Annotated in this window: 8 protein-coding genes; 5 read left to right on the plus strand and 3 right to left on the minus strand. The window is 60.0% G+C overall.

Annotated elements, in window-relative coordinates; genetic code table 11:
• The first annotated feature begins 509 nt into the window (after positions 1-509).
• Positions 510-944 (plus strand): endonuclease domain-containing protein, encoded by a 435-nt coding sequence (locus tag U0177_RS08525; RefSeq protein ID WP_409570182.1) that lies wholly within the window; start codon positions 510-512, stop codon positions 942-944.
• A gap of 61 nt (positions 945-1005) precedes the next feature.
• Here the strand turns inward: U0177_RS08525 and U0177_RS08530 are convergent, their stop codons facing one another.
• Both U0177_RS08530 and U0177_RS08535 read right to left on the minus strand, forming a co-directional pair.
• Entirely contained in the window at positions 1006-1305 is a 300-nt protein-coding gene (locus U0177_RS08530) for a type II toxin-antitoxin system VapC family toxin (protein WP_409570183.1), read from the minus strand.
• Positions 1289-1531, minus strand: a complete 243-nt coding sequence (locus U0177_RS08535; RefSeq protein WP_409570184.1) for a hypothetical protein — start codon at positions 1529-1531, stop codon at positions 1289-1291. The genes U0177_RS08530 and U0177_RS08535 overlap by 17 nt, the downstream gene beginning before the upstream one ends.
• Before the next feature lie 69 nt (positions 1532-1600).
• On the opposite strand from U0177_RS08535, the gene U0177_RS08540 reads away from it, so the two are divergent.
• The 4 genes from U0177_RS08540 (at position 1601) to U0177_RS08555 (ending at position 6784) form a co-directional block, all read left to right on the plus strand.
• On the plus strand, positions 1601-4555 hold the full coding sequence (locus U0177_RS08540) for a type I restriction endonuclease subunit R (protein ID WP_409570185.1): 2955 nt from the start codon (positions 1601-1603) through the stop codon (positions 4553-4555).
• Positions 4556-4727: 172 nt separating this feature from the next.
• Complete coding sequence (locus U0177_RS08545; RefSeq protein WP_409570186.1) at positions 4728-5372, plus strand: type 1 glutamine amidotransferase family protein; 645 nt, start codon at positions 4728-4730, stop codon at positions 5370-5372.
• 66 nt (positions 5373-5438) lie between these two features.
• Positions 5439-6257, plus strand: a complete 819-nt coding sequence (locus U0177_RS08550; protein ID WP_409570187.1) for a methyltransferase family protein — start codon at positions 5439-5441, stop codon at positions 6255-6257.
• 41 nt (positions 6258-6298) lie between these two features.
• Positions 6299-6784 (plus strand): VOC family protein, encoded by a 486-nt coding sequence (locus tag U0177_RS08555; RefSeq protein WP_409570188.1) that lies wholly within the window; start codon positions 6299-6301, stop codon positions 6782-6784.
• Positions 6785-6883: 99 nt separating this feature from the next.
• Here the strand turns inward: U0177_RS08555 and U0177_RS08560 are convergent, their stop codons facing one another.
• Positions 6884-7894: an alpha/beta fold hydrolase gene (locus tag U0177_RS08560; RefSeq protein ID WP_409570189.1), complete on the minus strand. Its 1011-nt coding sequence runs from the start codon at positions 7892-7894 to the stop codon at positions 6884-6886.
• Positions 7895-8053: the final 159 nt, after the last annotated feature.

Raw genomic sequence — 8053 nt, forward strand, 5'->3', positions numbered from 1 at the left:
GCCGCGGCACCCCTCTCCTGAAGGAGAGGGGTCGGGGGTGAGGTGAGGTTCGATGTTCATCGCAGGAGAGGGGCCGGGGGTGGGGTTCGATGTTCATCATCGCAGGAGAGAGGCCGGGGGTGAGGTTCAATGTTCATCGCAGGAGAGAGGCCGGGGGTAAGGTTCGATGTTCATCGCAAGAGCGGGGCCGGGGGTGAGGTTCGATGTTCATCGCAGGAGAGGGTCGGGGGTGAGTAAGTTCGATGTTCATCGCAGGAGAGGGGTCGGGGTGAGGTGAGGTTCGATGTTCATCGCAAAGAGAGGCCGAGGGGTGAGGTTCAATGTTCATCGCAAGAGAGGGGCCGGGGGTGAGGTTCAAGGTAGCGCGGCGATGCAATGAAAAGCAGGGCAACACTCCCCTCTCCTTCAGGAGAGGGGCCGGGGGTGAGGTTCAAGGTAGCGCGGCGATGCAATGAAAAGCAGGGCAACACTCCCCTCTCCTTCAGGAGAGGGGTCGGGGGTGAGGTTCCATGAGCAAGCCAAAAGGCATCATCACTGGCCAACGCGTAAGCGCCGCGAAGGCCGAGCGGGCGCGCGAGCTGCGGCGCGAGATGACGCCTGCCGAGCGCCTATTGTGGGAGCGGCTGCGCGGCGGGCGGCTCAACGGGCTAAAGTTTCGTCGCCAGCAGGTGATCGACGGCTTCATCGCCGACTTCTACTGCCACGCGGCTGGCCTCGTGGTCGAGGTCGATGGCGCGGTGCATCGGGCGCAGACTGCGTACGACGAGCAGCGCACGCAGGTGTTGAAAACGCGCGATCTGCGGGTGCTGCGCTTGTCGAACGATCAAGTCGTGCAAGATATTGAAGGCGCCTTGGAACGCATCGCAGAGCAATGTGAAGTGTTCCGCGCTTCTGCGGAAAAGCGCGACGGTCTAGACAGTTACCAGAGTAGGCTGACGGAGTAGGCTCTGAACTTGCCGTCTGCGCCGACCACGGTCATCAGCTCGGCCAAGGCTTGCGCGATGATCAGGCGATCAAAAGGATCTTTGTGGTGCTGAGGCAAAGCGGCGAGCCCATAAATATGCGCTGGCTCAATGGCAAGCAGGCGCATCCATTCACATGCTGCTGGTTCTGTACAAAGTCGGGAAGGGGTTTCGAAAGCGTTAACTTGCCGAGTTGAAGCTTGATTTGCAGCTCCCAAATACTCGCCACGCTCAGATACAGCGTGTTTGCCCCATCGCGCAAGGCGCTATCGGCGGCGGGCGATAGTTTGGCAGGCTCGGCTGCCCACCAGAGAAATGTGTGGGTGTCAAGAAGCAGGTTCATGCTCGCCGCCAAGCCAAAATTCGTCGGGGAGCTCGTCGTCAAAATCACTGCTCATCCACACCGCGCCCTGGTCGAGGCCGGCAATCCGTTGAGTGGCGCTGGGAGCGGGCCATACGGCCGCTTCGCTATACTGCTGTAGCTCGTGCGACAGCTCCTGAATAATCTTAAGTTTCTCGGCCGGTGATAGCTGGCGTGCAGCGGCGATCACATCGTCTACAGTGGTCATAAACATTACTCCTATGTCGCTCGGTATTATACCGCGAAACGGCCAATTCAACTTTTTTGGAGCGTTCCCATGTTCAACGAAGCCAACTCCGTTGAAAACTTCATCCGCGACCTCCTCGCCGGCGTGCCCAAGTCGGTGCGCGACAGCCGCGAGGGCTACGGCCGCGACAGCGCCGCCCTGAGTGCCGCTGGCCTTGGCTGGCGCTATATTCCGTACGACCAGCTGCCGCGCCAGCAGACCGAGGTGCTGGTCGAGGCGTACCTGCGCGACGCGCTCGTGCGGCTCAACCCCGAGATCGCGGCGCAGCCCGACCGCACCGACGAGGTTCTGTACAGGCTGCGCGCGATCATCCTGGCAGTGCGCGGCGACGGCCTGGTGCGCGCCAACGAGGAGTTCACCGCCTGGCTGCGCGGCGAGCGCACTATGCCGTTCGGCCCGAACAACCAGCACACCACCGTGCGCCTGATCGACTTCGACGAGCTCAAGAACAACCAGTTCGTCGTCACGACCCAGTACACCTTCAGGGCGCCTGAGAAGCGCTTCGATCTGGCGCTGCTGGTGAACGGCGTGCCGCTGGTCATCGGCGAGGTCAAGACTCCCGTGCGGCCATCGATCAGCTGGGTCGACGGCGCGACCGATATTGCCGACTACGAGCAGAGCGTGCCGGCGATGTTCGTGCCGAATGTCTTCTCGTTCGCGACTGAGGGCAAGACCTATCGCTACGGCAGCGTTCGCATGCCGGTCGACATCTGGGCGCCCTGGCGCGAGAGTGATGGCGAGACACCCGGTGGACTTGGCGAGGTCGAGCAGGCAGTGCGCGGCATGCTCCGGCCGGCGGTGCTTCTCGACATCCTGCGCTCGTTCACGATCTTCTCGACCGACCGGCAGCGCCGCAAGATCAAAGTGATCTGCCGCTACCAGCAGTACCATGCTGCCAACCAGATCGTGCAGCGCGTGGTCGAAGGCCGTGTCAGGAAGGGTCTGATCTGGCACTTTCAGGGCTCGGGCAAATCGCTGCTGATGCTGTTCGCGGCCCAGAAGCTGCGCCTGCACCCCATACTCAAAAACCCGACCGTGCTGATCGTCGTCGATCGGCTCGACCTCGACACCCAGATCAGCGCCACTTTCAACGCCGCCGATGTGCCCAACACGGTGCCAGCCGCAACGCGCGAGGAGCTGCAGCGCCTGCTGGCCCAGGACGTGCGCAAGATTATCATTACCACGATCTTCCGCTTCGCCGAGATCGACGGCAAGCTCAACGACCGCTCGAACATCATCGTGCTGGTGGACGAGGCCCACCGCACTCAGGAAGGCGATCTCGGCCGCAAGATGCGCGATGCACTGCCGAACGCGTTCCTGTTCGGCCTTACCGGCACGCCAATCAACAAGCGCGACCGCAATACCTTTTACGCCTTCGGCTCGGACGAGGACGAGCAGGGCTATATGAGCCGCTACTCGTTCGAGGAGTCGATCCGCGACAAGGCCACGCTACCGCTGCACTTCGAGCCGCGGCTGGTTCACCTGCACATCGAGAAGGAGCAGCTGAACGAAGCCTTCGCCGAGATCACTGGCCACCTGAGCGAAGAGGAATACAGCACGCTGACCCAGCAGGCCGCCAAGATCGGCGTGCTGGTCAAGAACCCCGAGCGTATTCGCGCGGTAGTCAAGGACATCGTCGCACACTACCAGTCCAAGGTCGAGCCGAACAGCTTCAAGGCCCAGGTGGTCTGCTACGATCGCCACGCCTGCGTGCTCTATAAGCAAGCCATGGACGACCTGCTGCCAGAAGCAGCCAGCGCCGTCGTCATGACCGTCAACTCCGGCGAGTCCGAGTACCAAGAGTATAGCCGGCGCAAGGACGAGGAAGAGCAGCTGCTTGACCGATTCCGCGATCCGAAAGACCCGCTGAAAATCCTGATCGTCACCTCGAAGCTGCTGACCGGCTTCGACGCGCCGATCTTGCAGGCGATGTACCTCGACAAGCTGCTGAAGGAGCACACGCTGCTCCAGGCGATCTGCCGCACCAACCGGCCCTACCCCAGCAAGACCCACGGCCTGATCGTAGACTATCTCGGCATCTTCGACGATGTGGCGCAGGCGCTGGGCTTCGACGGCGGCGCGATCAAGGCGGTGATCTCGAACCTGGACGAGCTAAAACAAAAGCTGCCAGCCGCAATGGCCGCCTGTCTCGCGCATTTCCCCGGCGTCGACCGAACCGTAGGCGGCTACGAGGGCCTGCTGGCCGCGCAAGAGCACCTGCCGAACAACGCGACCCGCGACGCGTTTGCGAAGGACTTCTCGGTGCTCAGCCAGCTCTGGGAGGCGCTCTCGCCCGACAGCGTGCTCCAGCCCTACGCCGACGACTACCGCTGGCTCAGCCAGGTCTACGAGTCGGTCAAGCCGCCGAGCGGCAACGGCCGGCTGCTGTGGCACAGTCTAGGCGCCAAGACGCTTGAGCTGATCCACGAGCATGTTCATGTCGAAGCCGTGCGCGACGACCTGGCGACGCTGGTGATGGACGCCGACGTACTGGCCGACCTGCTAAACGATCCGAACCCAAAGAAGGCCAGGGAGATCGAAATCAAAATCATCGCACGCCTGCGCCGGCACCAGGGCAACCCGCGCTTTGTCGAGCTGGGCCAGCGGCTCGAAGAGCTGCGCGATCGGCATGAGCGCGGGATGGAAAACAGCATTAGCTTTCTCAAGCGCCTGCTGGAGATTGCCCGCGAGGTCGTCGAGGCCGAGCAGCAGGTCGCCCCCGAGGAAGAGCAAGATCGCGCCATCGCCGCCCTGACCGAGCTATTCAACGATGTTCGTGGGCAGAACACGCCAGTGGTCGTCGAGCGCATCGTCGCCGACATCGACGCGATCGTGAAGGTCGTGCGCTTCCCCGGCTGGCAGCAGACGATCGCCGGCGAGCGCGAGGTCAAGCAGGCGCTGCGCAAGACGCTGCTGAAGTACAAGCTCCACCAGGACCAGGATCTGTTCGATCGGGCATACGGGTACATCGCGCAGTATTACTAATTCCACTCCGTTTAGGATTCAACCACCATCTTCTCTCCTGGCAGTGCGACTATGCCTGACTCATCGCTTCAAGCATAGAGGCGTGAGCAAATATTGGCGGCCCGACTGCTGGTCTCATTCTTGCCTCTCAATCTAGGCTTACCCTGTACCAAGCCTGGCGCAAGGAGAGGTTATGAAATACTCATATGTCTATGTGCTCGACAGCTACGCTGACTGGGAGCTCGGTTATGTCACAGCAGAGCTCGAATCGCGCCGATACTTTAGGAGCCCAGAAACACACTACCCTGTTCGGACTGTGAGTGCGACCAAAGAGCCTATCAGGACAATGGGCGGCCTAACTATTTTCCCCGACACAACTCCCGACGAGCTAACGCCCGAGAATGTCGCAGTGCTCCTCCTGCCAGGAGCAGACACCTGGCACGAGCCACAACACGCACCAATCATTGCAAAAACCAAAGAGCTACTCGACAGCCATAGCAACATTGGCGCAATCTGTGGTGCAACTGTTGCGCTTGCAAATGCTGGCCTGCTAGATAAACGCCCTCACACCAGTAACAGTCTCGATTACCTCAAGCACGCATGCCCGCATTATCACGGCGCTAGCTTCTACGAGGACAAAAAGGCAGTCGCCGATGCGAATCTTGTCACGGCAAATTCAGCAGGTGGGCTGCTTTTCGCGCGGTACATCCTTGCACGGCTAGGTGTATTTTCTGAGGACACACTGGCTGAGTGGTATAATTTCTTTCAGACAGGCCAAACTCAGCATTTCCTGGCATTAATGCAAACGTTGCCAAAGCAGGGCCCCACTGAGGGGTAAGCCTCCCGGTTTTCAATCGTACCGAGTACGATATCACTCTGTAGATCATCGGGAATCAGGCAAACTATGTCAGAAGATTTTTCCTCCTGGTTTCCCAACCAATTCACGGCTTCGCTGTTCATATTCGTCTTCTTCGTCTGGGCCGCCAGCGAGGTATATAATAGGCGCGGGTTCCATCGCTCTCGCCATATTCCGGGCCTCCAGCGCAGCGACCGATGGTCGTACTGGGCTATTTTACTGGCTGTCTGGAGCTCGGTGCTCGTTTCCCTGCTGCTGCGTTCGTTCCACGTGGGCATTTTTCATAACAGCTTGCAATATGCTGGTCTTGGCGTTGAGATGCTCGGCATCGCTCTGCGAGAATGGGCGGTCATCTCATTAGGCTCGCTTTTCACGGTGGTTGTGTCTATTATTCCCGGTCAAAGGCTGGTTCGGCATGGGCCCTACCGCTGGCTACGCCATCCGGCGTATACCGGCAGCATGCTTACCTTCGTTGGCTTTGCCCTGGCGCTCGGAGCCTGGGCCGCCGGCTTAGTGATCTTTTTCGTTTGCCTCTCTGCGTTTTTGTATCGCATCCGGGTAGAAGAAGCTGTGCTGCTGAAGGTCTTCGGGAAAGAGTACCTCGAGTATATGCAGCACACCTGGCGCCTCTTCCTGGGCTATAAATACCACGAGTTATACCAACTCCGTCTGATTACTTGTGTTTTTGTGCTGGGCAGGCACATGCTGATGGTGATGGTGCGGCGCGGCGAAGCACGAACCCCACCGGGAATGATTTTGGCTTGCGCCCTCCAAGCCTCCCGCGCGAGGATACCGCGCTTATGTGAAGCAGCGGTATGGTATAGATTGTGCTACATATTTCACATAAACCTGGAAATGCCAGTGTAGTCCACAGCTCTGGGCGACGTAGCAATGATGGAGCGTGACCGATGAAGCAAGCGAAGAACACGATTTGCCTCTGGTACAATGGCGACGCCGAGGAGGCGGCGCGTTTCTACGCCGCGACCTTCCCCGACTCCTCTGTTGACGCGGTTCATCGCGCGCCGGGGGACTTTCCATCCGGCAAGCAGGGCGATGTGCTGACGGTTCAGTTTACCGTGATGGGCATCCCCTGCCTCGGCCTCAACGGCGGCCCGATCTTCCCGCACACCGAAGCATTCTCGTTTCAAATCGCCACCGCCGACCAGGCCGAGACCGACCGGTACTGGGATGCGATCGTCGGCAACGGCGGCGAAGAGAGTGCCTGCGGCTGGTGCAAAGACAAATGGGGTTTGTCGTGGCAGATTACGCCGCTGGCGCTGACGCAGGCGATCACCGATCCCGATCCCGCTGCCGCCAAGCGCGCATTCGACGCGATGATGCAGATGCAGAAGATCGACATCGCCACCATCGAGGCGGCGCGCCGTGGCTCATAGCCCAAGCAGATAGTGCCGCGAAATTGTTGGCGTGGTAATGCGGTCGCTTTGCGACCGCACCACCACGCCAACCAGCGCAAGCGCGTAACCCCTACTCTTCTACCATTGCAGCGACGAGAGAAAGACGATCATCGCGCGATTTACCGCCTCCGGCTGCTCTTCATGCACCATATGGCCGGCCTTGTCGATGATCGTGAGCGAGGCATTCTTGATGTCCCGGCTGAAACGATGTGCCACATCGGTGCTGACAACCTTGTCGTTGTTGCCCCAGACGAGCAGCGTAGGAGCCGCGACCGAGCGAATGCGCCCAGGGTCGGGCAGCGAAAAACTCCAGTTCAGGGCTTGTGGCATCCAGTACCAGGCCGCCCGGCTGTTCGGGGTGCGGTTGATGTCACATATCTCCCCGATAAGCTCCGGGTCGTTTTGAAAGGGCGCGGGGTCGTAATAAAGCTCGTTCAAGAAGCTTTTTACGACGAACGGGTACGACGAAAACGACATTACGATGGCGCTGGGGAGCGCGTAGCGGTTGAGTGAAAGGCTGGCCGGTTTGTCTGCCTGCGGGTAGCCACCGGCGGCAATCAGTATCAGCCCAGCGGTCTTCTCCGGATAATCCAGGCTAAACTCAAGCGCAACCGTCCCGCCGAGCGACTGCCCTGCCACAACCGCGCGCTGGATCCCCATTGTTTCCATGAAGTCCTTGACAAATGCGGCGTAGGCTTTGTGCGTGTAGGCAAACGTCGGCGGCTTCTCAGAAAAGCCCGAACCAGGCAGATCCACCGTCCACACCTGGTACTTCTGGCTGAGCGGGCCGATATTATTGCGCCACGTGCTGGTGTGGCTCCCGCCGGCCGGGATCAAGATCAGCGGCGCACCAGAGCCGTAGGTCTCATAGTAGGCGTCGATCCCCTGAACCGAGACGAAACGCCCTTTTTTCGCCAGCGCGTGCGTAGGGATGGGCGGGATGAGCGACCAGATTCCCCAGTGCATCAATAGGAGCAGCACAACCGCCCCCGCTGCCATCGCGCCTCGTGTCACCAAAAACTTGATCAGCCGGTACGCGTTTCGCAGCGCCGATGCGTTTGAAACGCGAACGCCCGCATTGCTCGACATACATCACTCCTATGTCTCCAGAAAAAGCTTACGTAGGCAGAAGAGAACGCCGCGTAATACCAAATTCGCTTGATTACGTACACTTTGGTGGGGGTTTGGGGGCAGCTTCGCCGCCCCCGAAATTTCTTTTTCTTGTGCGGCGCCCCGCCAACCCCGGCG

This window comes from Kouleothrix sp. (genome assembly GCF_046328425.1).
GTDB lineage: Bacteria > Chloroflexota > Chloroflexia > Chloroflexales > Roseiflexaceae > Kouleothrix.